We start from the raw sequence: 25,257 nt of genomic DNA, 5'->3' as shown, positions 1-25,257 counted from the left end.
GGCCCCATGCTAAAATAATGCAGTTATAAAATTTTCGATAAAAACTACGAAACTCAATAGTTGTTAATATCAAAGTACGATTGATCAGAGAGTCAGCGTTATTTGGCTACTTTTATTTGAGGTATTGAATCTGCGATTGGAGAGATCAAGACTGTATTTTCAAGGTGTAAATTTCTATATACTTTTGGGGTCAGACCTATATGGTTTTTAAAAAATTTGTTTAAATGGCTTTCATCGGTAAAACCAAATTCATATACGATCTGCGATAGTGAAACGGTCGGAACAGTTAATCGAGTTTGAATTAAGTTTATGCGGTATTCGTTGACATAATTTCGATAACTTATACCAAACTTTTTTTTGAAATAATCACTGAAATAACTATTTGCAATAGAGAAGTGAGCGGCGATGTTTTTAATCTGAATAATTGACGGTTGGTAGATATGTTGATGTATGAAGGAAATGAGCTCTTCTTTACCGGGCTGACCATTGTCAATTCTTATATGAAGTTTAGCAGCAGCTTCGCTAATTAAGACTAAGATAGATCGTATCTGATAAAATATGAGCGCTGAACGAGAGATATCCTTCGAAAATTTGTACAATACTATATTCTCAACAATATTTCGAAGTATAGCATTGGGAGGTTCATCTATTTTTAATTTCACTTCCTTTAATAACTTATTCTTCATTATTCGGACAGGTTCATATAAATTGAAATTATCTACTGTATGCTGTGAGTGTTCTGACAGATATGCGTCTGTGAACTTTATAAATGTGAAGTGAGTACTTTTGTTTATCTCAAAATAATGTTCGTCTTCTGGACTTATTATAAACAGATCTCCTTCCCCATATTGAAACCTATTATTGTTCAGTAAATGAATGCCACTACCTTTGTGGATATAAACCAGTTCATAATAAGTATGGCTATGAAGGGGTAAATGAAAAGTCTTTTCTTCATAATCATGAATAACGAGTTGATCAAACTGTATTTTCTTCATTTTAAAAAGTGCTTACGATAAAAATACAAAAAATACCTTTAAATATACCTGGGCGTGGCGCCGGTAATATGCAATCTTTGTAATAGAAGATTTATCATTTTGTATCAATTACTTTATTTCACATTTATGCAAGATAACATTGATTTTTTGCCTTTTATTACGGGCTCTTTTGCCAAACCAGCTTCTGAGATCCAACTGTAATGATGATTGAAGCAGCTTATAGATATCACAGTATCAACGCTCGTTATCTGAATTGCAAGGTTGAGCCTATGCATCTGGCAGATGCTATCAAAGGAGCAAAAGCCATGGGATGGATTGGTTTCAATTGTTCTATTCCACACAAAATAGCGGTCGTTCCATATCTTGATGAATTAGGAGGCTCTGCACGATTGATAGGTGCGGTTAATACTGTAGTTAGAAGGGGGAACCTTTGGATAGGTGAGAATACAGATGGAAAAGGATTTTTAAAAGCGCTAGAAATTATTGAAGATCCTAAGGACAAGTGTATTACAATATTTGGTGCTGGAGGCGCTGCTCGCGCAATTGCAGTTGAATTGGCGTTAGCGGGAGCCCATACAATTATTATTGTAAATAGGGACAAATCTAAAGGTGAAGAACTTGCCGATCTGATAAATAGTAATACTAAAACTAACGCGTTATTTAACTGTTGGGAAGGAAGGTATAAGATAAAATTATCAACGAATATTTTGATCAATGCAACTAGTGTAGGGCTGTTTCCCAATGTGGATCAAAAACTCGATATTGAATTTGATCTTATCGGAAAGGAGATGATTATCGCAGATGTTATACCCAATCCCCCAGATACTCATTTTATAAGAACCGCTCGAGAAAAGGGATGTAGCGTTTTAAATGGTCTTAGTATGCTCGTTAATCAAGGCAGAATAGCAATTAAATATTGGATGGATATGGACGTCGAGCCTTCTGTTATGCATTCAGCGTTGGCCAATGTTTTAAAAATACACTAATGATCAAATTTAAACGTGTAGAGCATATACTCATAAGTGTTCCTTTAGGCGGGCTAGCTTCAGCGCAAAGGTTTTATGCTGAGATATTGCGTTTGAATCAAATCCTTGGTAATCATCCCAGGGGGGCTATTTGGTTTGAAATCGGAGATATCCAGCTTCATATTCGTGAAGAAAAGTACCATCAAACAAATTCTGATATACATCCTGCGTTTGAAGTTTTCGACTTATCCCATGCTAAATTATTTTTGAAGAATCAGAATATAATCGTAAAATACTCGTCCAAGATAGATGGTCGAGAACGATTTTTTTTTCGAGATCCATTCGGAAATAGGTTTGAATTGATCGAATATCTAAGGTGCTAATATAGTGTAAACTTTACAGAAAAGGTATTATTTCCACATCGTAGGTACCATCTGATTTCTTGTGGTGTTCATAAACTTTTGCGCTGACGGTTGCTATAGTTTTTTCTTTAGCAGGTGAAAAATCCCGTTAGATATCTTTTTACGTGAAGTTCAATAAAAAACTATGCAAAACAGGCTGAAATGGTGTGATTCTCCTAGACCTTTACATCGTCGGAAAACGATGCGTAGAAACGAAAAAAGTCGCTTTTCTATATAGAAAAGCGACTTTTTTGTTCTGTGCTCCCACCTGGGCTCGAACCAGGGACCAAAAGATTATGAGTCTAATAGTCGGTACCTCATTACCTGACACAAAAACGTTGTTTCTAGCTTGCTAAGGCAATATATTGAATATTTTTTACTTATCAAAATTTGGTACTGTTACACTATCGTTACATAATTTGCAGTGAAAACGATAAATTAAATAAGTTTAGATACCCTTAAGATGTTGCTCGGAAAAAAAACATTAATAAAATCCTCATAATTAATTAAGGTTCTAAAGATGCAAATCAATAGAAATGGTTAACCTGCGAGATAAAATTTCCGGCTATATATATTTTGAGGTTTTGGTGCATATTTACAACAGAACGTTCGATTGATCTTTTCCTGTTGAGATTAATTGTAATATTTTTCTGAGGTTACAGTTTGACCCATTTATGTATAGGTTGACTATCCTGTTTAAATATCACATTTAACCATTTAATGAGTTTCTAGACCAAGTTTTTAGTTGAATTTTTTAAAGAAATCCAGTCCATTGTTTATAGCAATGTCTCCTGTAGCGAAAAAATAATCCTGCTTTTCTTTACGAATTATATTAAAATTTTCTTTGTAAACAGATTGGTTGTCGATGATAGAACACATATCTACCTTTGCTTGTTCGATTGTTTTGGCTATATATCCTAGCTTCTTTCCTTTTATATCTTGCGGGTAATAAGGAACAGAAGATAGCTCCAAAACAATAGGGATGACGTTATGAACCAAACCTTCCATAAGTGTTGAAGAAAATGTGGAGACGCCGATTTTCGTTAGTGAAAATATACTACTTAGATCTCCACTGCTTTTTATTTCTATATTTGGAAATTGGCTGAATTTACTAACCCAGCTTTGTTCAATAGTAAACTCGGGATGCTCACGAACCCATACTTTATATTTTGGAAAGCTCTCTGCACACCATAATGCAAATTCTAAAATATTTTCGAAGTATTGCTCATTTAAAATAATAATCGGAGCTTGTAGAAAAAAGGTAATTATATTTTCTTTTGCCAATTTTGGAACTTTATAGCAATATCCTATTGATACAAATTCTGGGTCTGAGTTATATTTCTTCCAGAGCCCATTGAATATATTTCCCCAGGTAAGAAAGTAGTCGTATGTCATATTACGGAATCTAGAATGCATTACTGAAGGCCAACCTTGTTGTAGACATAGAGTCTGAATTTGAATCTGTTTTCCAATTATAGCCAGTGCTTCCATTTCTGAATGGCAGCCCTCCAAAAGAACTATACATTTTGGTTTTAATGCAGAGAGGTATCCCATAAAATTATTAGTAAACCAAAACAAATAGGGAAAGTTTCTCTGCAAAAATGATTGATGAAAACACTTGAAATCGCTTCTCAAACAAAATTCAATAAAAATAATATTTTGATTTTCAGTACTAAAATTTCCTAAATCAAAATTATAGAAAATAACTGTTTTTTCCTGAATCCTTTCTAGTATTGGAAGAAAATAGTAAAGCTGTCTTATGTTATAACAATAGAAACATACAGCTCCGTTATATTCCTCAAGATAATCCATATCTGTAATAGCTTTACAGGGGACTGTTTCTATATAACCTATTTCGTTTGAATTCGGAAGCAACGGTTTCAGATCATTGTTCCAGATAAGTCTTTTGAGATTTTTTTTTGTATTTCTCTTTAATCGTTCATTATTATATTCATCTCTATAAAAGAAAAAGATATGTGTCCATAATGTATTGATTATTGTCTTGGAAAAATCTAGCCTTTCTAAATTAATAGCTGCTTTATTAATATGCTGACATCTGTTGATAAATAGGAGTAACAGTTCCTCTACCGTTTCAATAAACTCGAGGTAATAATCTTTTTTTTTCTTCATTTTGCAAATATTTAACGTATGTTTCTGCTATTTCCCAATCGATCGGTTCATCAATTTCGATAGCGAATGGGCTGGTTATTTCGACTGTACCGACTGTTCCAGAAATCAGTTGTTTACTTTGTAATATGGCCTGAATGGTGCTTCCATATATTGCACCAGATTCAATTAAATAGCCTTTATAATCCTGTCTCCTAGGTTTATTTTCCCAATTATAATCCAAAGAATCGCCATCTTCCGTCCACCTAAAATGTTTTAATCTAAGACATGATAAAACTGAATCGTATTGATTATCAATTATTTTGGCAATAACTGCCTGTATGTCATATACGGAAGTTTGGGGCGATGTTGCCTGTAACAATATGAGTTTATCATTTTGGAGGTAAGTGTGTTCATTTAAAAATTCAAGAACTACGTCTGTAGTTGGCGAATTATCATCAGCATTTTTATTGCTTCGGTGAAACAAAAGTACTTTATTCGGATATACTTCAACGAGAATTTTTTTTATAATATCATCGTTTGTAGCCACCCATATTTCATCGAATTTATGAGTTTTTAAGGCAGTGTCTAAAATCCATTGAAACAGTGGTTTACCGTTAAAATATTTATGGTTCTTTCCAATGATACCTTTACTACCTTTTCTGAGAGGTATAAATGCAATAAGCTTATTTGTCATACATAATCTTTTTTGTCGTTTTAATGGGTTATTCTTTGGAGAATATTCATTTAATATATGTGACTTGTATTTATAATTATATTTTATATTGTTGATTTTTGATTGTGAAAATGCTGTAATTGAAATTTATGAAATTTATTTTTTTATTTAACTTATTTATGTATATTCGTTTTATGTAGAACATAATCCAAATAATTACCTAAAGTTAACAAAATATTATATGAATTCTATTTTGGTTTAAAATAAATATTGAGTAAATATTTTTCTTTTCTGAACTTATTTTAGTTTATAAATTTTTATGTGATTTACAGGAGAGTATTATGCAGTATTATTTTATTGTCAAGTGGTAATTGTAAAGGGGGGGATCAATAAATTATGAAAAAGTTACAATAAATAACCTTAATATTTTAATTAAGAATGTTACGCAATTTTATTAATACAAATGTTTATGAAAATAATCTGACATTAGTTTGTCAGCATATCTTAAATCATTACGGAATTAAAAATACATTTTCTGGAGTTAGTACTCTGATAGATGAACACACTGAATATCCCTCATTATTGTCAATTATAGATACCTTGTCGGAATATGGCATTGAGAGTGCTGCCATCCGAAAAGGAGACTATAATTATAATGATTTTGAACTACCATTTATATGTTCAATCCAACAGCCGTATTGGCCTCAAGCTTGTTTTACTGTTGTGACTAAAATAGATGGCGATGAGATTAATTATTTAGATCCTGTTCAGAAAATCGAAGTATCTGCTTCGGTTAATGATTTTAGTAATATTGACAAGGATATCGTTTTGTTGGTTGATGCTTCCACTTCAAAGGATGAATTGTATTATCAGAAAAACAGACAGCTTGAAAAACGCAGCTTTTTGAAGAAGCTTGTACTCCTTTTAATATTTGTGATAGCATGGTCTTTTAGCATCGGGTATGCTGTGTTAAACGATGTTCTGCCAATAAGTGCCTTTTCCGTCCTATTTTTTCTACTAAATACGATAGGAAGTATAATAAGTCTTTTGCTTCTATGCCATGATATAGATGCTCATAATCCATTTTTGAAACAAGTCTGCGGCGGGCAGACCGGTAGTTTTAATTGTGATGCCGTTCTGAAATCAAAAGGCGCTTCTTTTATTGGATTAAGCTGGTCTGTTATTGGATTTAGTTATTTCACTACGATGATATTGTCGCAGTTACTTTTTGGTCTTACAAATATTCTTTATTTATCCTATTGGGCATTATTTTCCTTATTGGCCGTCCCTTATACACTCTATTCTGTCTACTATCAGTGGAAGACAGTTAAGCAATGGTGCCCCCTATGCTTGATGGTCCAAGGAGTGTTATTTCTTTCTGCAATTAACTCTGCTGTTTTCATTTACTTCAATGGTTTAAATTCGTTATCGATTTTTCCCCTTACGACCTTATTAATCATTGGAGGGGGTATGCTGAGTTTAAGCTCTAGTTTGGTTCCAGTTTTCAAGGGTAGTAAAGAAAATCAAGAACACAAAAGAAAATGGCATCAGTTACGGTATAGTACAGATATTTTTCAAATATTGCTACAAAAGCAACCCAACATTACATTGCCAGTGGAAGGTCTCGGAGTACAGATTGGTAATCTAGAAGCGGATCATGAGATCATCAAAGTCTGTAATCCATACTGTGGTCCATGTGCTAAAGCCCATCCGGAACTCGAGGAGCTTATCAGATCGAATAATAATATTAAAGTTAGGGTTATTTTTACGGCGACAGGAGAAGATAATGATGTTAAGACTGCGCCCGTTAAACATCTATTGGCAATACAGGAACGAGATGGTCACAATAAAGTCTCCGAGGCACTGGATGATTGGTATCTTTCAGAAATTAAGGATTATACATCCTTCGCAGAAAGATATCCGATGAATGGTGAGCTGGAAAGACAGAAGCATAAAATTGAGGCTATGCGTATATGGTGTGATAACATGAAAATAAGGGTAACACCTACTTTCTATATCAATGGCCACGAGCTTCCTGATTCTTACCGGATTAATGATTTAAAACATATACTTAAAAATACTACGTAGTTGATGTTCGGTATTGATTGCAACAATCCGAACAACAGAAGGCTCCCTGTAAAAGGCCCTCCATTTTGATGCCCAGGAGCTAATGGACATTATAAACTTAAATATTTAAATGAATGAAGAAAATCAATTTAAAGTCAATTAAGGCAGATGAACTTCTTTCCAGAGATCAATTAAAACAGATAATGGGGGGATTTACCGGTAGCGGCGGCAGCGGTACAGGTGTTGTATGTTCAGCAACAGCATCATGTGGCGATGGCCGTACGCTATCATGCAACGGCTATGCAAATGGATGCGCTGGTGTTGATGGTCCGAATGGATATGTGGCCTGTGAAACCCAGGATGGTACAATGAAAACTACAAAATGTTAAAAAGAAAAAGTTATGAAAAAGATCAGTTTAAAAACTATTGATAATCAGGAAATTCTTTCAAGGGAAGAACTTAAAAATATTATGGGCGGTTTCACGGGAAGTGGAGGTGGAAGCGGTGTAGGATCCTCTTGTTCTGTGGCATGCAAAGATAAGGATTCCACTAAGCTATCGCACGACTGCGGGTATGGCGTATCCTGTTCAACGGATGAGGATAATATATATTGTGACGGGAAAGCTGCTAAGACTTGTCCTAAATAATTGTTGTTAAACCTGGGGCCGTCATAGTTATTGGCGACCCCTAAATTAAAAAAGTATTAAAGTATGAAAGGATTTTCGATATTATGCTTTCTTTTTTTTATTGCAGAAGCGCTTTTGGCCCAGAGCCAAAAATATTCAATCAAGGGCAAGTTAAAAGGTTTGGGAAACCAAACGGTTTATTTAACCAATAAAGCAGGGGGATATAGTAGTGCTACAAAGTTAAAAATTATAGATTCATGTTACAGTGAAAATGATACTTTTTTATTTAAAGGCAATATCGCTGAACCGGATTTTCGTTCTATAGAAGTTCCGTCGCTAGCCATTGGTTGGCAAACTTTTATTTTAGAGAATACGGAGTATACCATCACAGGTCAAATCGATTCTTTACATAGTGCCAAAATTGAAGGCGGTCCGCAACAATCAGCATATCTCAATTATAACAATAGAATTCATAAACCATTTGACAAAAAGTATTTCTATTATAAACAGAAGATTGATGAAAATAATAATGTCAGCCTCTATAAAGACTCCATGGATAATCTATTGGTACAATTTAATTGGGATTTTTTAAATTTTATTAAAACAAATTCAGATATGTTGATAGGGTTTAATCGGCTCTATTCATACGCAGGAATGAAAATGCTTACCGATTCTACGCAGATAGCTGCTTTTGAGTCATTGAGTCCCAAATTAAAAAGAAGAGGAATAGAAAAAGGGCTTGATGTTCGTATAAGGGGTGGTCTCAAGGTGGGAGATTATTTACCCAATTTTACCATGGAAGATGTAAGTGGGCGAAAAGTTACATTATCGGCCAGTTATAGAAAATATGTGTTGGTTGATTTTTGGGCAAGCTGGTGCGCACCATGTATTGAAGAACTGGATAAAATAGGGAAGTGGTACAATAAATCAAACTCTTTAAACTTTGAGATCATTGGTGTTTCTGTGGACGTGGATAGGTCCAACTGGATTTCGGCATTGGATAAATATAAATATCCCTGGGTGCAGGTGTCAGATTTAATGGGATCGAGCAGTGATTTTTTTAATAAATGCGGTATCAGGTCAATCCCACATAATTTTTTAGTTGATCAGAATGGGCAAATCGTTCGTGTTAATATAAATTCTGAACAATTGTATCAGTTTCTAAAAGATAAACAATGTTATTGATGTTTTTTATTCCCGAGGGCAGCTTGATTGCTATGCTGATGCCAGTTGTTAGATGAAATTATGAAGAGTACTGCGTTACAATTTTGAGGGTTTTAATATGAAAGAAAAAATTCAGGTATTTGCAATTAACCTAGAGGACAGGGATGATCGGAAGAACCATATACTTAAGCAGTTTGCCGGTAAATCGGAATTTGAATTTGCACTTGTTAAAGCGGTGAAACATAAAATAGGTGCAGTAGGCTTATGGCAAACTTTATATAACATTATAAAGCAAGCAGAGACAAAGCAATTACCTTATATCATTGTCTGCGAAGACGATCATTGTTTTACACTAGATTATAGCTTAGCCTACTTAAGAAATACAATAGTGAAAGCGGATAGGCTACATAGTGATATTTTATTGGGAGGAGTGAGCCATTTTGAAGATGCAGTGCAGGTGGAACAGGAACTTTTCTGGATCAACCATTTTACAGGATTTCAATTTACGATCATTTATAAAAGGGCCTTTAAAAAACTTCTTGCGCTGGAATTTAATGACGATGACAATGTTGACTTGAAAATGAGCCAAATAAGCGACAATATGTATTGTATATACCCCTTTGTTTCTATTCAGAAAGAATTCGGCTATTCAGATGTAACGGTCAAAAATGCAGAACCGGGGGTTGTGGAAGAGTATTTTATTAAATCCGAAAGGAGATTGGAAACACTGTCCTTTTTACGCGGCCATTTCGATAACCTTCATGACAACAACGATGATGGAAAATAACATTACTATACCTACTTATATTATTAATATTCCCAAAAGAAAGGATAGACTAAAGCATATTTTAGGCCAATTTGAGGGGAGGAATGAATTTGATGTAAAAGTAGTGGAAGCTTCCGTACATGCTAATGGCGCGGTTGGGCTGTGGATGAGTATCTGTAGGGTAATTCAAATGGCTATTGAAAGTGATGAGGATGTCATTATTCTTTGTGAGGACGATCATCAGTTTACACCGTATTATGAAACTGAAAAATTTCTGTCCGCTATTTACGAAGCACATCGTTTAGGTGCCAATTTTTTGCTTGGTGGAATTATTGGAGGGTACAGTAATATGCTTCCTCTTCAGTCGGGATTAACATGGATTGACACTTTTTGGGGAACGCAGTTTGTCGTAGTTTTCAGATCTTTTTTTGAAACTATTTTGGCAGAACCTTTTTCAGAAGAGGATGTGGCAGACGGCAAGTTTTCAGAAATGACAAGCAATAAGTTTGTTATGTACCCTATGATTTCCATTCAAAAAGAATTTGGCTACTCGGACATCACGGCCCTGTATAATGTAGACGGACACTTACAGCATGTTATCCAGTCTGCTATAACCAGGATGGAAAAAATTCATGACGTATATCATCGCCATTCGTTTTATAGGCTATAGTAGGAAATTGATTTTGTAAACCATATATAACTTTTAAGTGATAAAGCGTTTCCCATATTATAAACAGATGGATTTTATGGATTGTGGGGCGACCTGTCTGCGTATGATATTTAAGTATTATGGGCAGTCTGTCTCTATACACAAAATACGAAAACTCTGTCAGACGACCAATACGGGGGTCAATCTATTGGGGATCAGTGAAGCTGCGGAAAAGCTCGGGTTCCGTACTTATGGTATAAGGTTGGGCCTTGAACAGCTCAAAGAAGTAGAGCTTCCCTGCATACTACACTGGAACCAGAATCATTTTGTGGTACTCTATAAAATCAGGAAAGGAAGATATTTGGTCGCCGATCCGGCGACAGGATCAGTCAGCTACGAAGAAAAAGAATTTGCTAAAAACTGGTACTCCACCAAGGAACTACATTCAGGATTATCACTTCTTTTAAGCCCGGGCCCTAATTTTTACCAGCTAGATGATGAGACTGAACTTACGCTGGGGTGGGGGAAGATGTTTACCTATTTCTATAGGTATAAAAAGCTTTTCCTACAACTATTTCTTGGGATGATTTTGGGTACAATTCTACAGTTGGTCACACCTTTTCTGACCCAATCGGTAGTCGATATTGGAATAAATAGTAAGAATATCAGTTTTATCAACTTGATTCTGATTGCCCAGCTCATGCTCTTTGTTGGGAGCACCTCGGTTTCTTTTATTCGCTCATGGATCATGCTGCATATCAGTACAAGGGTAAATATTTCCATTTTGACGGACCTGCTTATCAAGATCATGAAACTTCCCATGTCTTTTTTTGATTTGAAAACTCATGGTGATCTGATGCAGCGGATGTCTGATCAACAGCGTATTGAGTCTTTTCTTACAGGAAATACATTAAATACCCTATTTTCCTTAGTCAATATGCTGATCTTTGGGGGCTTGCTGGCTATCTACAATACAACAATTTTTATTATATTTTTTGCTGCCACTGTATTATATACGCTATGGATTCTGTTTTTTATGAATTACAGACGCGAACTGGATCAAAAAAGATTCAAAATTTCATCGGAGAACCAAACCTATATGGTTGAAATGATCCAAAGTATCAAAGATATTAAATTAAATAATGCTCAGAAACAAAAACGCTGGGGCTGGGAGGCACTACAGGCCAAGCTATTCCAGTTCAGAGTAAAAAGTCTGGCACTGTCGCAATATCAATCACTCGGGTCAATGGCAATCAACCAGACGAAGGGAATCCTGATCACGTATATCAGTGCCAAAGCAGCCATTGATGGTAATATAACGTTAGGGGGAATGATGGCAATACAATATATTGTCGGTATGGTTAACAGTCCTGTCGAGTCCTTATTGAGTTTCATGCAATCCTATCAGGATGCCAAAATTAGTATGGAACGTCTGAATGAGATATACGAGACTGATGAAGAAGAAAATCTTCATAAAGATTATCTTTCAAAATTACCGGTGCGGAAAGATATTGAGATCCGTAACCTGACCTTCCGTTACTATGGAGCGGGTAATGAACCTATATTTCATAAACTCAACCTGTCCTTTCCTGCGGGTAAAACAACGGCAATAGTAGGAGCGAGCGGTAGTGGTAAAACAACCATATTAAAGCTGTTATTGAGATTTTATGATTATGAAAAAGGCGAGATTCTTGTAGGAGGTAGACGCCTCGAGCAGTTGGATTTTTCTTTATGGCGTGAGAGTTGTGGCGCCGTGTTACAGGACAACTATATTTATGCTGATACTATCGAGCGCAATATTGCAATCAATGACGAGTTTCCAAATGAACAACGTTTACAGCATGCGATCGAAACTGCCAATCTGAATGATTTTATAGCAGAGCAGCCTTTTGGGATATCAACTAGGATAGGTATCGGCGGTAAGGGTATAAGTCAGGGGCAAAGACAACGGCTCATGATAGCTCGCGCCGTATATAAGGAGCCGGAATTTATTTTCTTGGACGAGGCTACGAATTCACTTGATGCCAATAATGAGAAGCTCATCATTGAGAATCTGGATCGTTTTTTCCAGAGACGAACAGTAGTTGTTGTTGCTCACCGTCTAAGTACAGTAAAAAACGCAGACAATATTGTTGTGATCGAAAAGGGAACAATTGTCGAGCAGGGGACGCACATAGAGCTAACCCGATTAAAAGGACGATATTTTGAATTGGTAAAAAATCAATTGGAACTAGGGAATTAAGGTATGAAAAAATCGATTATGATTAATGAGAATCTTCATTCGGAAGATTTACAGGAAATTATCGCCAAACCACCTTCCTGGCTGTTGAAACGGGGTATCTCTTTGATACTAGGGATAATACTGTTGATGTTGGGATTATCCATATTTATACGTTTTCCAGAAATTGTTGGAAGTGCTGTGAAATTCAATAGTATCAATGCGCCGAAGGCTATCATGAGTCGAAATAATGGTACTCTTGTTAAAATATTGGTCGGGGACGGAGAATGGGTAAAGCCAGGTACTGAACTCGCTTATCTGGAAAGTACCGCAGATCACGGCCAGGTGACAACTCTGCTGGAACGCTTACAAAATCTGAAAAAAGTAAAAAACGAGAGTTATAATCTAGAAAGTCTAATTGACCCGGCTAAACTTAACTTAGGAGAATTGCAGGCAGGATATCAGAATTTTTATTTAGCTTATCTGAATTATAGAGCAGCAAGCGAGGATGGGATTTACCAAAAGAGAAAAGGAGCTTTAGTAAAGGAATTGACTAATCTGGCGAGACAGTATGAAAAAGGAACGCAATCATTTAAGCTACAGCAGCAGCAGCTGAAACTTGCAGAAGAAGAGTTCGAAAAGTACGAATTGCTCGCTCAAAAGAAAATTATTAGTCCTTCTGAACTACGTGAGAAGGAAGCATTGCTACTGGCAAAGAGGCAAACTATTCCTCAGATAGAAAATAATTTAATTGGTTATGAAGGAAATATGCTCGCTAAAAATAGAGAATTAACAGACCTTAGCAACCAGATCGATGAAGAGCGTAAAAAATTTGTACAGGCACTGAATAGCTTTATAAGTGAGGCCGAAACCTGGAAACGGCAGTTTATATTAACGAGCCCAGTAAACGGTAAACTTATCTATGGCTCCTTTTTGCAAGAAAACCAACAGGTTAAGATGGATCAGCCCCTTTTTTACGTCAATCCAAATAATGAACAGTATTACGGGGAACTCCTTCTACCACAAGTGGTATCTGCAAAAGTTAAAAAAGAACAAAAAGTATTGATAAAAGTTCGAAGTTATCCATATCAGGATTATGGCTACTTGAATGGAAAAATAGATTATATATCAGATATTCCAATGCAGGACAGTGTCTTTTTCGCCAAAGTTTCGCTTATTCGTTCTGTTACTGATTCATTGATTATTTTGAAGCCCGGAATATTTGGTGATGCAGAGATCACTACGGAAGATAAATCAATTTTTAATAGAATATGGGATAATCTAACCAAGAATCTGAAGTTTTAGCTTAGACATTACAAATATCAAAGAAATATGAATGGATTGAAAACCCGACTTCTTTTTATACGGATAGCCGTGTTCTACGTAAGCTATTTCAGGTGTCGAAATATTGGAGTCCTTATTCGTGTTCCTGGAATGGTTTTGTTAATTATATTATTACATATCGAGATCCAGGTTCAGCTACAGGAGGGGGTGTATTTACTGTACAAAGTGACCTCTCCCCAAATTTAGGAGTGTTCTAAAGTAGAAAATTCTGCTGTTTTGACCTGTGTTTCGATAAACATTTCAGGAGCCATATACCCTAAACAGCTGTGGAGTCTGAAGGTGAGTACTCTTCCACCTATCGACATCTCTGGAAATAAACTCGATCCGTTATCCTGATGGATTTTCCTGAGTAGTGGCTGCCGGCATAACATGAGTTCTTCTGAACCAAACTTTCCATAAGTGTTGACGATAATGTGGAGAGGCTGGTTTTTGTTAGCAAAAATTTTTTACTTAAATCTTCACTGCTTTTATTTTGATATTAATAAATCGTTGAATTCATTAATCCAGCTTTGGTCGATAGCCGACTTGAGATACCCACTAATCCAGACGTTATATTCTGGAAGGCGCTCTAAATACTATATTGCAAATTTTAGAGTTTTTTCGAAGTATTGAAATTTAGAAAGAAGGAAGAGGAGAAAACTTCCTTCTTTTCTAAATTTCAATACTTTTAAAATAAGATTTTTACATCTAGGTTTCTTAATCTATTTGATCTGGAAAGGGAATTTGCTGTCCTGTAGCCTTATAAGTAGGCAACTGTGCTTTCCAGGTCCGGAGCTGATCTGAAAGCAATTTGCTGAGTTCCTTGGTTTTTCCTTTCATTTTTGGGGCTAGGTTATTCAGCTCTCCAATATCGTTCCGGAGATTGTAGAGTTCCAATTTCCCATTTTTCATATCGTAAAGCAGCTTATAGTCTCCCTGTCGTACAGCGGAAAAGAAATTGATCCCCGGGCCATCAGGTACAGTCCATTTATTGGGAATATTCCATACCAAAGGGCGGCTATTCCAATTGTCGGATTTATTTCCTTCTAGAAGCGGCAATAGGTTTTTTCCGTCGGATTTATCTTGGACAAGCTGATAGTTGTCTATTTTGGCCAAGCTGAGTATTGTCGGAAAGAGATCTTCGACCATCACAGGGGTAGCATCCGTATTGGCAGGATGCTGTTTGGCCTGTTTGATTAATAAGGGGATTCGGATACCGCCTTCGTAAACGGAGCCTTTGCCAGCTTTTAAGGGTAGATTTTGGGTATGGCTCGGTCCAGACCGCATCGGGCTGAGGCTAAGTCCGCCATTGTCGCTCAGGAAAATAATAACAGTATTATCGTACAGGTTCTTGTCTTTGAGAAATTGTACGATATCGCCCATGCTCTTGTCATAGCCTTCGACTAAGGAAGCATAAGCCGCTTCAGTGGAATCTAAGCCACGGTCGAGGTATTTTTGTACAAAGCGTGGATCGGGTTGGATCGGGACATGCACCGCATAGTTGGAAAAATTAAGGAAAAAAGGTTCCTTACGGCGTATAGGTTCCTCCAGTGCCTTTAGGGCCTCCCGGGTTAACGCTTCCGTTAGAAATGTGGGTGTACTGTGATATTCCATGAGATCGGGAACTGCCTGGTAACCTGCTTTTCCAGGAAGGTTACCATAATTTTGCTCGCCATAATAGTTTTGTGGATGTCCGGCGGAGTGCCCTGCAATATTGACCATAAAGCCCAAATTCAAAGGACTTGCACCTGGTGTTCCGGCAGACCCCCAGTGTGCTTTGCCCACATGAATGGTATAGTAACCATTGGCCTTGAGGATGCTTGGAAATGGAGTGGCATATATCGTATGTGGAACATTGGGCACAGGACTCAATCCGTTGATATTCCAATCCGGTGGATTCAACAATTCATCTTTGCTATCTGTCGGCGTGTCAGCCTTGGGATGGGTCCAATTGGTGACACGATGATGAGCAGCATTTAAACCGGTCAGAAAGCTCACCCGGGAAGGTGTGCACACCGGTGTTGCATACGCATTGGTAAATTTAATGGATTCTTTGGCCAATGTTTCGAGATAGGGGGTATGAAACTTTTCGTTGATTGGCGTTTTGACCTTGTAAAATGGTTCGGACATGTCCTGCCAACCTAGGTCGTCCACAAAAAACACGACAATATTGGGGCGTTCTGTTGTGGGACCAAGTTGTGCCTTGCGTTGGCTCTGCGCCTGCAGCAATAACCCCATATTTGTAAATAGGGTCACTAATAGGATAAATTTGCTATTTTTCTTAAAAAGTATCATAAGCATTAAAAGTATGAATAATAGGTTGGCCAATGGCCTTATCTATTGTTAGTTTAATTTGTGTACAGCGAATGGGGCCTTTCAATTGAATGATACATTTATTACCAATGGACGAACCCGTAAATAGTGTTTGCCATCCCCGCTTCGTTTTCGCAGTAATGTGGAAAGCACGTACGCGTTGTCCTTGATCAATGCTTTCTTCAATCATTAACTGGGTAACAGCTTCCGCTTTTTTAAAACGAATAAGCTCTTCTTTTGCATCTAGATCCTTTATTGGGGTACTATATTGGCGTTTGATCTCATTTCCAAGTTCTTCTAATCTTCGTTGATCTATTTGCGGTACAAGCCCTAGTGTATCGGGTGTAACTCCCAAGATCAAAGTCGCATTTCTGCCAACAGATTTTTGATACATATCCATCAGGTGGTTAAGAGAAAATACTGAATTTTCATCATTCGGTTCCCAAAACCATTCGTGGCGACCGTTTGCTCCGCGGAGCGGGGCATCAGCCATTGCAGGCATAAAATAGTTCCCATCGGGATCACCGGTTTTTAATAATAAGAAGTCGTTTGTGGAAATTGCCTTTGGACAACTCTCTCCTGCGCCGGTATAAGGAAAAGGAAACATAGACCAGCACGGATAATGTACTGTTCCAGACTCGGAACCACCCCATCTTGCCTCTGCCAGTTCGTCGTTATGATAGAAAAGGCAATTGGGCTGATATTTTTTTACAATTGGGAGCACATTTGGTGCACCTTTTTCGGGGCTACTGGCTTATAATCATAAATATCAAATTGTTTCCCCATCCAATGCGGAAACAAAACTATTAGCAATATGTGATCATTCGTAGTTGCCAAATAACTTGACTTTGTTTTCCGTAAGTGAAGATAGAGTTTCTTACCCTTTTAGGGCAGATCTTAGTTACTTAAATACATTTTAAAACACCTCCGATTGAATCGATTTTCTCAATTCTCAAGAGTCCCACTTCTTACATAAACTAAATAACTTTAAAGGGCATATCGCCCAGATCCTAATCACTTCAAATTGGGATAATAAGTATTAGTCTTTTTTTATTTCTGTTCCAACGCAATTCCCATTTACTTCCACTAACACCATCGAGGTCCGGTATGCTTTCTTTGATTCGTTTCAAGAACGAAGGTAAGACGTGTTACGGATCCTAAAGGTCAAAGCGAGTTTTGAAAAAATAATCTCCAGCCCTTTGGGTAGTATTTTTTTTTCAAAAACCTTTTATCCTCCTAGCCACTAACCTTCTTCTCTTCATGAAAACGAAGCAAAAGCATACTCCGGCTCTTTAGACGAATAAAAAAAATGTCAGCTATGGGAATTAAAAAGCATTGGAAACAGAATAAAAAGGAAAACGAAAACAAGCACCTCCTCTCATCGCCGAATAAATCAAAAAAATCTATTCATCAACCATTAAAGCATTAAAGACATGCTACATCAATTAGATATCACAGAAGCTCGGGTTTATGTTGGAACTTTTCATAAGTATAGTACAGGATCACTGTATGGCAAATGGCTTGAATTGTCAGATTATTATGATATAGAGGAGTTTTACGAGGCATGTAAGGAACTTCACGCAGATGAAGAATATCCAGAATTCATGTATCAGGATTATGAGAACATTCCCGAAGACCTTATTAATGAATACTGTATCAGTGCAAATATTTTTGAAGTTCTTGACGCAGTAGACCGAATGGATCAAGATCATAAAGAGCCGTTCTTGATTTGGTGCGATAACCTTAATAGGAACTTAGCCAAAGAAGAAATTTATGACCTAATATCTCGCTTTGAAGAAGACTATCAAGGTGAATATGATGATGAGGAGGATTTTGCAAGGGAGATAGTGGGAGAGCTGTATGACCTCCCCTCAATTGCCAAACAATATTTTGACTACGAGGCATTTGCAAGGGATCTTTTCATGACTGACTACTGGTTCGACGATGGCTTTGTCTTCCGTAAATCATAACTAAATTTTTCAACCAGGCGATCCGATCTTGGGTCGCCTAAATAATTCAAAAAGATGAAAACAACGAATAAAAATAATATAGGCGTACTAACATATAAAAAATTCGATGAGAATGTTCTGTCGAATTCCAGTTTCGATATTAAACAGCTATTCAAAATAATCCTTCATGATAAAGACTTTATTCGGTTCGAGATTTTCGACAAAAACAAAAACTTACTACTTACAACAAATCCATGTGATGACGCATCGAATGTAGTGATTATTCACTCAGCGAAGGTATACCGTGATGAAGAGATTAAGTGGACAAATTTCAATGCATATCGTACGCCCATGTATATCTATGGTAAAAAGATAAAATGGAAAGTGAACCATAGGGTATTTAAAACGAAGAAATCAGCCGTAGATTTTGCTGGATTTACGAATAGAAATATTGCGGCGATCATAGAAAAATTCATTGATCGAGACTAACTGCAAAAGATCCTAAAAACAAATTTATAAATAAGAAAATCATGAGTAGTCAAAATTTTTCAATAGAAAGTGTTCTATTTGGGATTGAAAATATCAAAGGCCCAATAGAGTTGGTTCAATTTTCAAATCGCTTAGCATCACATGAAGGTATTATGTCTTTTAACAGAATGGCTATAGTAAAATTCTCAAACCCCCAAATAAATAAAGCCCTTCCAAATGGCGTACCTACAGATGAGACTTTGTTAATAGCGAATGAAATAGGCCCGTATTTGGATATTTATCTGTGTATTAGAAGTGGGAAAAGTTGCTGCAGGATAGCAACAGCACATTTCCCTGGTGGTGAATTGTATATACATGACGAGTATCGACATACTATACTTCTAAATAAACTTAGCGATAAGCAAATCAAAGATCTATTCAACGTCGTTCGTGAAGATCTTTCCATTATTCAGCCAAAGGCAATTTTTACAGAATTCTAGGCATTTAAAAAAGTGAGAATTATAGTATTTTATAATTCTCCCTTTTCAATCAAAGAAAAGGCCCCTGCACTTTCGTACAGAGACCAGGTTCTCAAGTTTTTATTTATTTTTTTGATAAAAATCCTATATAAATCTGTAAAAATTTAGGCTTCTTTAATGCTTCTCACATTTGAATTTTCACTGTCTTCATTCGAAGATGATTTAAGATTTAAAAGTTCAGCGCGAAGCTTAGCAATTTCGTCGTCTTTTGACGAGAGAATACCCTTAAAAACATTGACAATTTCTTCAACGGGATGAATATTATAGTTATTAACTTGATCATTCAGTATATTGTTGTTAATAATTGCATTTTCATCAAAACCTTTAATGGCTTCAACACTGGCTTGCAATACTTCAGAAACTTTCTTTAATTGTTCCTCACTTATTTCTTTTTTATTCTCCATTTTAGATACATTTTGTTGGGCAATTCCTAATTCCTTAGCAAAAGTTTCCTGTTTCATTCCTCTCAATAAACGAATTTTTCGGATATTTTGACCTATATGTTTTTTAGCAATATTGTACATAACAAAGGAAAAATTGTATTACGAATATACTAAAAATTTAAGATAACATAATTCATTATTTTATCTTGTAAGGTGTATTTTACATCTTCGTTAACCCTACTAATTATTAACTCTTTAATTATCTTTGATCAATATTCCTAACGGAAAAATGGAATATTATAGAAAAATAGACTAAATTTAAGCACTTAATTATAAAATAATAGGTGCTTATACGAGCCTCGCACAACAAATCTGACAAATTTCCCAGCGAGTGTGAGTAGTGTTACCTGACCCTATATTTCAATAGGGTCGGTACCTGCTTATGTTCTAATGGGGAGCCCTTCCTTGGAAGGGTTGGCTTTGTCAGAGCCAGTTGCATTAGACTTTGTAGGACCGGCCCTATTGTTTTTTGTAGCAAGAATAATTTTGTTTAAGAGGCTCACTAAACTAGTGAGCAAATGAAAAAACAATTATTTAAGAATATTATAAGATCTCCTGAATAATCTTTCCGAGTAGCCGGCAATGTTTGGCTTAATAGCTATTGGGTGCAAATTACCAATAATAAACACCTTATGAATTCCACTTCAACGCCCTCTAGCTTTCAAATCAATAAATTTTATTAAATGCAGGTTTGGCTTAAAAAATAACTGATGCATTCAGAATGGCATAGCTATGCCCCAAACATGCGGTTAATTATCTGAGAAATGATGCCTAAATATAACTATTTGATCCAATTTGATTTGGAACTCTATGATATTTACCGAAAAGGATATAATCCAATTGAGAACGTGAAAAGCTTTTGGGAGCAGTATTCCTTAAGTAAAGTTTACGAAAGTATTGCAGCATTACAATCTGACATTCGTAATGAGGCAAAGATGAAATATAATCCACTGTTGACTGAATTTTCTATCCATCTACTCCGGGTCTTGATAGCATATCTTATGATCCATATATCTGAAATGGATTTGAGTAAAGTCTCAATTTCAGTAGATACAAATAAGGAAGAGTTGGAGATATTTAAAAGGATCTATGATTTCTTCCAACGTGTAACCCCTTCTAATCCCAATTCCTAGAATTATGAAAAAAACTAATCTTAGCCTACTGCTACATATCCAAATGCTTAAGATCATGATGATTGTGGTTTTATATGCTTTATTAGGCACTGTAAAGGTATCCAGTCAATCTTTGTCGCTGTCAATTGATGTCAAGAAAGATACGAGCATTCATCCGTTAAATATAGGCGATCCTATTCCTGATAAACTTTGGAATACGGTATTGCCAGTTATGCATGATCCGCAGCAAAAGGAGCATATACAGCTCAAAGATTTTCAGTCAAAAAAACTCATGATCATTGACTTTTGGGCGACTTGGTGTGCACCTTGTATTGCGTCAATCAAAAAACTTCAAATTATTGAAAAGAAGTATGCCGACAGGTTTGCCCTTATACCGGTTACCTATGAGAAGCTTGATCTGCTACAGCGACAAATGGCAAAGCTCAGCTTTCATCCGTTTAGCGTGTATTCGGATCCGCAATTGCTCCAGTATTTTCCACATCGAAGTATTCCGCATCAGGTATGGATCATGGACAATAAGGTTGTCCATATCGGCGCAGCTGTAGATGCAAATGAAAAAAATATTGCACTTGCACTCGATGGGCATCTTCCTCAAATGGAAGTCAAAGCCGAATTTATGGACTTTAGCCTGACGAAACCATTGGATGAATTTGCCAAGCTTATTAATACTCCTATCTATAAGAAATCTGTGATGACGGGTTATATAAAGGGTATAGGCGGTAATAATGGGATAATGCAGGCCAATGGTCAGAAGCTGTTGTATTATAATAACGCATGGGTATTGAGTATGCTAGCATACTCGACTGGTATGCCGCTCAATAGAATATGGATAGACACGGTAAAACGGTCTAATACCAATTTCATAAGCCAGCAGGGCTGCTACCAGCTGATTGCTCCTGAAGCAACACCCGATGATCAGATGAAAGCTTGGTTTCTAGCGGATTTAAAAGCTTCCTTTAACTGTGATGTGGGTAAGCAATGGCGGAATATGATGGTGATGAAGATCCTGAAGAAAGAAAATTGCGCAGTACAGAAGCTTGAAAAATTAAAGCACCATACAGATCTGCGATCCTTACTCGCGTTGTTAAATACCAACTTCAAATGGAAAGTAGATCTGCCGATCTATACAACAGATCTGTCCTTAGAAACGGTCTTATATACCAATGAACCCATTCCTACGCTCGCCAAGGATGAAGCGCTATTGGCTGAATTCTTAAAGCTGAATGGCCTGATACTGAGTCATACCGTTGAATCTTTGGAAATAATTGTTGTTGATCCTAAAAATGAACCTGCACGATGAAAATATTAGTTTACATTATAATCGCAATGCTTGGTCTGGTTTCCCAGGTCTATGCGCAGAAAATCTTAAATGGACGTGTGACCAATATTAAGGGGCAAGCTCTGCTCCACACGACGGTCAGAAATCTAACTTCCAATAGCGCGACGTCTACAGATAGTGATGGAAAGTTTTCCATCGAAGCAAATCCGAAAGACTCTATTCGTATCATGATCTTGGGCTATGAACCTCAAACAATGGCTACAAAGGATTGGCCTGCGGACGGAATAATCCGCTTGGCGAGCAAGATCGTCATGCTCGAAGATGTGGAGGTGGTACATACGGGGTTTCAGCGCCTACGCAAGGATCAGATCACGGGATCAGTGGATGTGATCTCTGAAAAGATGCTCAATAGGACGACTGGAACAAATATTCTGTCGCGTATTGAGGGGCTTTCGCCAGGTATTCAATTCAATAAAGGAGATGCTGCCGAGACTGATGCATTTTTGATCCGGGGACGCAGTACGATTTCAGCAGAGGCTAAACCGCTCATTGTGGTAGATGATTTTCCCTACGAGGGGGATATCAGTCAGATCAATCCCAGTGACGTGGCCTCGGTGTCTATTTTGAAGGATGCAGCGTCGGCAAGTATCTGGGGCGCTCGGGCAGGAAATGGTGTGATCGTCATCAAAACCAAACAGGGACTGAGCTATAAATTGAAGATTGATTTCAAGTCTGACTTTGCCCTGCAGAATAGGCCTGATCTGAACAATTTAAACTGGATTAGGTCAGCGGATATGATCGAGTTTGAAAAGCTGCGGTTTGCGCAAGGTGCCTACGACAACTTATTGAATGGACCTTACTACCTCACGCCGATCACACCTGTGGTAGAGCTGTTATTTCAAAAAAGGAATAATCCCAATGACGCGACGATAGATGCCCAGATTGAACAAATGAAAAGTAATGATGTGCGGAAGGACATGGCGCAGTATCTATACCGACCACGCTTTCGGCAGCAATATCATGTGGCGATTTCAGGCAGGACGAAGCAGGTTTCTCATATGACTTCGGTGGGTTATTTTAAGGAACTTTCCAATTTTCGTGGTACAGCGGATGATAGGCTGACGATAAGGACCAACAATACATTTCGACTTTCACCCATAATCGAGCTTTCGCACAATCTGCAGTATACGCATGCAAGACAACAGGCTAATGCGAATCCGGGCTATCTGATCATGGACAATCGTGAAATCTATCCGTATGCCTCACTTGTCGGTGCGGATGGTAGCCCAAAAAATGTTTATCTGAACCACCCCAAAGCTTACTTGGATACAGTGGGAGCAGGGCATTTAAAGGATTGGTCTTTTAATCCGGTACGCGACCTCAATACTGTAGATAACAAGGTCGCTGGTTATAATCTGACAAATAATATTGCACTTGCCATCAAGCCAATCGCGAATCTATCGGTCAGCCTGCGGTATCAATATCAGATCGGCTCTGATGGTAACGACAATCACTACAAAAGCGATTCATACCTTGTCAGAAGACTTTCCAATCAGTATGCCTACAAAAAGAATGGAAACTGGACGAGTGCTATTCCCAAAGGCGGGATATTGGACTTCAATGAAAGTACGCTACAGTCGCATCAGGGACGTTTACAGCTTGATTACAACAAAAGAATCAATGCGGATATGCGCCTGGATGCTATTACCGGATACGAAATCCGGGCGAAAATCGAACAGGGCAAATATGGTCGCTACTATGGCTATGTCGATGACCGTATGTCTGTAGTGAGGGACGTGGATTATATAACGAATTTCACTTTGCTGAGCAATGGGGCATTAGCTAAAGTTCCCGCTGTATCGGGGGTAAATAAGCGGACAGATAACTTCTTGTCTTGGTTTGGAAATGCAGTAGTCTCTTATAAGGATCAGATTTTTATTTCGGGTAGTGTGCGCAAAGACGAGGCAAATCTATTTGGTGTGGAGACGAATGCCAAGGGGACACCTTTCTGGTCTGCAGGACTGCGCTATGAGACGGGACTGTTGGATCGGTTGGCGCTAAGGGCTTCTTATGGTGTCAATGGGAATATATCGCGAATGGCTACCGCAATGACGACCATACAATATATTTCCTATACGATTTCGGGACTACCTGCTGCCAGGCTCAACTCACCGCCAAACAAAAGCCTGCGCTGGGAAAAGATCAATACAGCTAATTTTGGTGCCGACTTCTCGGTTTTTAAAAACCGCTTATCGGGCTCATTGGATTACTACCTAAAAAATGGCCGTGACCTGCTCTCACAGTCTCCTATGGACCCTACATTGGGAATAACTTCTTTCTTCGGAAATGTCGCTTCAATGGATGGTCACGGATGGGATTTAACGCTTCAGTCGCGAAATATGGAATCTGCTGTGACATGGAATACATTCCTCAATCTGAGTTATACAAACAGTAAGGTGAAAAAGTATCTGATGCCCAAAAGTGCATCACCCTTACCATATCTAGGCAGCTCAGGAATCAGTCCACTGGAAGGGAAACCGCTATATGCTGTTTTCAGCTATCCTTGGAAAGGGCTCGATCCCAATAATGGCAATCCGCAGGGGATAATCAGTGGTGAAATTTCGGAAGATTATAAAACTATATTGAACAATACGCGCATAGAGGATATGGTCTATAATGGTCCGATGCAATCACCTTGGTACGGCTCTTTGCGTAATGAATGGACTTATAAAAATGTAGGTCTTTCGGTCAATCTCAGTTTCAAATTTGGCGGTTATTTTCGTACTTCTTCTTTTTTTAGTTCAGCTTTATTGGCTGGATTTAATGCACATGGAGATTATGCGAAAAGATGGCAAGTGGCAGGGGACGAACAAAATACGAATGTCCCATCGCTTGATTTAACAGGAAACTCAGATCGCGATCAGTTTTATAAATATTCTTCGGTATTGGTCCAAAAATCGGACAATATTCGGGTTGAAGATATATTACTCTATTATTCTTTGCTGCCTGAAACTACGCGCGGATGGGGTATTCAAAATGCTCGTTTTTTTGCGCAGGTGCAGAGTCCTAATTGGGCCTGGATAGGCAATAATATGGGTATTGATCCCTATTTCAATAATATGCCAAAGTCTCGGCCTACTTATGTTTTCGGTATAAGTTTTACATTTTAAGTTGCAG

The 25,257-nt window shown here is 37.4% G+C and carries 22 protein-coding genes; 16 read left to right on the top strand and 6 right to left on the bottom strand.

All coding sequences use genetic code 11. The features are described 5' to 3' along the window. Window positions 1–98: 98 nt before the first annotated feature. Window positions 99–995 (bottom strand): helix-turn-helix domain-containing protein, encoded by an 897-nt coding sequence (locus B3H30_RS06260; protein WP_286833719.1) that lies wholly within the window; start codon window positions 993–995, stop codon window positions 99–101. Between the two features lie 200 nt (window positions 996–1,195). Between B3H30_RS06260 and aroE the strand changes: the two genes are divergently transcribed. Beyond that, window positions 1,196–1,981, top strand: a complete 786-nt coding sequence (gene aroE, locus B3H30_RS06255) for a shikimate dehydrogenase (protein WP_286833717.1) — start codon at window positions 1,196–1,198, stop codon at window positions 1,979–1,981. Then, entirely contained in the window at window positions 1,981–2,343 is a 363-nt protein-coding gene (locus tag B3H30_RS06250; RefSeq protein WP_070563767.1) for a phage portal protein, read from the top strand. The genes aroE and B3H30_RS06250 overlap by 1 nt, the downstream gene beginning before the upstream one ends. A 759-nt stretch (window positions 2,344–3,102) precedes the next feature. Here B3H30_RS06250 and B3H30_RS06245 read toward each other — a convergent pair. Further along, window positions 3,103–4,491 (bottom strand): hypothetical protein, encoded by a 1,389-nt coding sequence (locus B3H30_RS06245; RefSeq protein WP_286833716.1) that lies wholly within the window; start codon window positions 4,489–4,491, stop codon window positions 3,103–3,105. After that, entirely contained in the window at window positions 4,454–5,164 is a 711-nt protein-coding gene (locus B3H30_RS06240; protein ID WP_112375667.1) for an acylneuraminate cytidylyltransferase family protein, read from the bottom strand. The genes B3H30_RS06245 and B3H30_RS06240 overlap by 38 nt, the downstream gene beginning before the upstream one ends. 417 nt (window positions 5,165–5,581) lie before the next feature. Between B3H30_RS06240 and B3H30_RS06235 the strand changes: the two genes are divergently transcribed. The 8 genes from B3H30_RS06235 to B3H30_RS06200 all read left to right on the top strand — a co-directional run bounded on the left by B3H30_RS06235 (window position 5,582) and on the right by B3H30_RS06200 (window position 13,938). Continuing rightward, on the top strand, window positions 5,582–7,231 hold the full coding sequence (locus B3H30_RS06235; RefSeq protein ID WP_286833713.1) for a vitamin K epoxide reductase family protein: 1,650 nt from the start codon (window positions 5,582–5,584) through the stop codon (window positions 7,229–7,231). A gap of 113 nt (window positions 7,232–7,344) precedes the next feature. Next, on the top strand, window positions 7,345–7,599 hold the full coding sequence (locus B3H30_RS06230; protein ID WP_286833710.1) for a hypothetical protein: 255 nt from the start codon (window positions 7,345–7,347) through the stop codon (window positions 7,597–7,599). Window positions 7,600–7,611: 12 nt separating this feature from the next. Continuing rightward, entirely contained in the window at window positions 7,612–7,857 is a 246-nt protein-coding gene (locus tag B3H30_RS06225) for a hypothetical protein (RefSeq protein WP_286833709.1), read from the top strand. Between the two features lie 63 nt (window positions 7,858–7,920). After that, a complete protein-coding gene (locus tag B3H30_RS06220) occupies window positions 7,921–9,021 on the top strand; it encodes a TlpA disulfide reductase family protein (protein ID WP_286833706.1) in 1,101 nt (366 codons plus the stop codon). Between the two features lie 97 nt (window positions 9,022–9,118). Beyond that, window positions 9,119–9,787 carry a hypothetical protein gene (locus tag B3H30_RS06215; RefSeq protein ID WP_286833704.1) on the top strand — a complete coding sequence of 223 codons (669 nt, stop codon included), beginning with the start codon at window positions 9,119–9,121 and terminating at the stop codon, window positions 9,785–9,787. Further along, a complete protein-coding gene (locus B3H30_RS06210) occupies window positions 9,774–10,436 on the top strand; it encodes a hypothetical protein (protein WP_286833701.1) in 663 nt (220 codons plus the stop codon). The genes B3H30_RS06215 and B3H30_RS06210 overlap by 14 nt, the downstream gene beginning before the upstream one ends. A 37-nt stretch (window positions 10,437–10,473) precedes the next feature. Then, a complete protein-coding gene (locus tag B3H30_RS06205) occupies window positions 10,474–12,657 on the top strand; it encodes a peptidase domain-containing ABC transporter (RefSeq protein WP_286833699.1) in 2,184 nt (727 codons plus the stop codon). Window positions 12,658–12,660: 3 nt separating this feature from the next. Continuing rightward, window positions 12,661–13,938: an HlyD family efflux transporter periplasmic adaptor subunit gene (locus tag B3H30_RS06200; protein ID WP_286833698.1), complete on the top strand. Its 1,278-nt coding sequence runs from the start codon at window positions 12,661–12,663 to the stop codon at window positions 13,936–13,938. Window positions 13,939–14,673: 735 nt separating this feature from the next. Here the strand turns inward: B3H30_RS06200 and B3H30_RS06195 are convergent. Both B3H30_RS06195 and B3H30_RS06190 read right to left on the bottom strand, forming a co-directional pair. Then, window positions 14,674–16,251, bottom strand: coding sequence for a sulfatase (locus B3H30_RS06195; RefSeq protein WP_239468740.1), 1,578 nt, complete (start codon window positions 16,249–16,251; stop codon window positions 14,674–14,676). Next, the gene (locus B3H30_RS06190) at window positions 16,238–16,993 is read right to left on the bottom strand and encodes a hypothetical protein (RefSeq protein WP_112375674.1); all 756 of its coding nucleotides are present in this window, start codon (window positions 16,991–16,993) and stop codon (window positions 16,238–16,240) included. The genes B3H30_RS06195 and B3H30_RS06190 overlap by 14 nt, the downstream gene beginning before the upstream one ends. Before the next feature lie 709 nt (window positions 16,994–17,702). Between B3H30_RS06190 and B3H30_RS06185 the strand changes: the two genes are divergently transcribed. Genes B3H30_RS06185 through B3H30_RS06175 form a run of 3 tightly spaced genes read left to right on the top strand, consistent with a single transcriptional unit; the run spans window position 17,703 to window position 19,186 of the window. Next, entirely contained in the window at window positions 17,703–18,239 is a 537-nt protein-coding gene (locus B3H30_RS06185) for an antirestriction protein ArdA (protein WP_112375675.1), read from the top strand. A 54-nt stretch (window positions 18,240–18,293) separates the two neighbouring features. Then, window positions 18,294–18,707, top strand: coding sequence for a hypothetical protein (locus B3H30_RS06180; protein WP_112375676.1), 414 nt, complete (start codon window positions 18,294–18,296; stop codon window positions 18,705–18,707). A gap of 41 nt (window positions 18,708–18,748) precedes the next feature. Next, window positions 18,749–19,186, top strand: coding sequence for a hypothetical protein (locus B3H30_RS06175; protein ID WP_112375677.1), 438 nt, complete (start codon window positions 18,749–18,751; stop codon window positions 19,184–19,186). Window positions 19,187–19,329: 143 nt separating this feature from the next. Here the strand turns inward: B3H30_RS06175 and B3H30_RS06170 are convergent, their stop codons facing one another. Further along, complete coding sequence (locus B3H30_RS06170; RefSeq protein ID WP_112375678.1) at window positions 19,330–19,749, bottom strand: helix-turn-helix domain-containing protein; 420 nt, start codon at window positions 19,747–19,749, stop codon at window positions 19,330–19,332. Between the two features lie 683 nt (window positions 19,750–20,432). Here B3H30_RS06170 and B3H30_RS06165 point away from each other — a divergent pair. Genes B3H30_RS06165 through B3H30_RS06155 form a run of 3 tightly spaced genes read left to right on the top strand, consistent with a single transcriptional unit; the run spans window position 20,433 to window position 25,250 of the window. Then, window positions 20,433–20,801 carry a hypothetical protein gene (locus B3H30_RS06165; RefSeq protein WP_146753120.1) on the top strand — a complete coding sequence of 123 codons (369 nt, stop codon included), beginning with the start codon at window positions 20,433–20,435 and terminating at the stop codon, window positions 20,799–20,801. Between the two features lie 4 nt (window positions 20,802–20,805). Further along, window positions 20,806–22,101, top strand: a complete 1,296-nt coding sequence (locus B3H30_RS06160; RefSeq protein WP_112375680.1) for a TlpA family protein disulfide reductase — start codon at window positions 20,806–20,808, stop codon at window positions 22,099–22,101. Continuing rightward, window positions 22,098–25,250, top strand: coding sequence for a SusC/RagA family TonB-linked outer membrane protein (locus tag B3H30_RS06155; protein WP_286833693.1), 3,153 nt, complete (start codon window positions 22,098–22,100; stop codon window positions 25,248–25,250). The genes B3H30_RS06160 and B3H30_RS06155 overlap by 4 nt, the downstream gene beginning before the upstream one ends. Window positions 25,251–25,257 lie beyond the last annotated feature (7 nt).

The organism is Sphingobacterium sp. UBA7038, assembly GCF_002494055.1.
In the GTDB taxonomy this organism is placed as follows: domain Bacteria; phylum Bacteroidota; class Bacteroidia; order Sphingobacteriales; family Sphingobacteriaceae; genus Sphingobacterium; species Sphingobacterium multivorum.
This window is presented reverse-complemented; position numbering and strand designations above follow the sequence as displayed.